This window comes from Stenotrophomonas sp. SrG (assembly GCF_050031795.1).
GTDB classification, from domain to species: domain Bacteria; phylum Pseudomonadota; class Gammaproteobacteria; order Xanthomonadales; family Xanthomonadaceae; genus Stenotrophomonas; species Stenotrophomonas rhizophila_A.
On the sequence record NZ_JBNBBE010001668.1, the window covers coordinates 1 to 231 of the forward strand.

Genomic DNA, 231 nt, shown 5'->3' on the forward strand with positions numbered 1-231 from the left:
CTACTGGGTGGTCAACGACCACGCGCCCTACCCGCCCGCTTACATCCCCCACCGCGGCGTGGACGCCGACGCGCTGACCATCTCGTCCTCGCACAAGGGCCGCGGCCTGGGCGACTGCTGGTCCAGCGCCAGCGGGGCGTGGAACGGCGCCGCTTACGTCAAGACGTCAGACAGCACCACCGGCCTGTGCCGCCGGGTCGCCGCGGGCGGTGCGTGGGACCTGCCCACGCT

1 protein-coding gene is annotated in these 231 nt (G+C 73.2%); it reads left to right on the top strand.

Translation table 11 applies throughout. The features are described 5' to 3' along the window. A partial coding sequence (locus ACQG3P_RS25040) for a DUF1176 domain-containing protein (RefSeq protein ID WP_426806551.1) occupies window positions 1–231 on the top strand: 231 nt, incomplete at both ends.